Here is a 1,090-nt window from a genome sequence, read left to right on the forward strand (position 1 = left end):
GGAGTTCATGGTTAAAGCATTATCATCTCACCCTCGTAATTTGACTAAGGTATTGTCTAAACCTAGTAAAATTAGTTGTATCGAGTCTGTTGGTTGCTTCGGTTTGTGTTTACCGATTCCTACTCACTCTTGGATGGGTAATTTGTACTTAGAAAAAGTCTGTAACTATCATGTCTCAATTTAAACTTATATCTGATATTGGTATAGATTATACTCAATTACATAGTTTATTGTTCATACAAAACTGGCGAAAAGCTGATGAAGAAACTGCAAAATTAATTTTGGCTGTTGCTAACAAAAAAAATATTCACAGTTCTTCTCAAACTCTCGAAGACGATAAAATTAAAACATTTCCTTGTGAGGATTTACAAATAATTGATCAACTTTGGATGTATTACAGTCAAGAACGTTTTGGTTTTAGTATTCAAAGTTTTTTGTGGGATGAAATTATTCAAGAGCGTAGAAAATCTGATTTTCAGAGTTTTTATATTTTAGCTGATAAATTAGGATGGTTTTTAGAGGAAGGTTGGTTAAGTTCTCAAACAAACTTAGATATAGAAACAGTACCAAAAGGGCATTTTCCATGTTGGGGTTTCGGTTTCAAATCAATAGGAGAGGAAGTAACTTGGACACCGGGAATCATGGGTCTAAAAATGTTGAGTGCAAACGTAAAAATCTTGGGATATAATGGAACTGGTCCGAGATTGGATAACATTCTAAATAAATTTAATACTCTTCTTCCCCTTGAAAATTTATTTTTTCGTATAAAAACTTGTGATTTGGTAAATACAACTGCTTACGAGCTTCCTACTTTCAAACACAAATTGCACGAAAGTCCAGAATTACAAGCTGCAATCAAGAAAATATCTGTCACTTCAGAACTTAATCAACTTGATATTGAGATAAATAATCTTCAGCAAAAAAATTACTATACTGCTAAAACAAAGACAATATTTAAAAAGAAAATAATTACATCAATTGCCCAACGACAGGGACAACCTTTGTTTCGTAAGGCTTTGCTTGAAGCCTATGATTATCGTTGTGCTATAACAGGGTTTGATGCACAGGAAGCATTGGAAGCTGCTCATAT

Annotated in this window: 2 protein-coding genes; both read left to right on the plus strand. The window is 32.8% G+C overall.

Annotation, left to right across the window (positions count from 1 at the left end; all coding sequences use genetic code 11):
* Positions 1-184, plus strand: a 184-nt coding sequence (locus FJR06_RS24025) for a hypothetical protein (RefSeq protein WP_217359789.1), incomplete at its 5' end; no start/stop codon positions are given.
* On the plus strand, positions 171-1,090 hold a 920-nt coding region (locus FJR06_RS16215), incomplete at its 3' end, for a GUN4 domain-containing protein (protein ID WP_174783488.1). The genes FJR06_RS24025 and FJR06_RS16215, both read left to right, overlap by 14 nt.

Origin of the sequence: Dolichospermum sp. UHCC 0352, from assembly GCF_009711925.1 — a bacterium.
Taxonomy (GTDB): domain Bacteria; phylum Cyanobacteriota; class Cyanobacteriia; order Cyanobacteriales; family Nostocaceae; genus Dolichospermum; species Dolichospermum lemmermannii.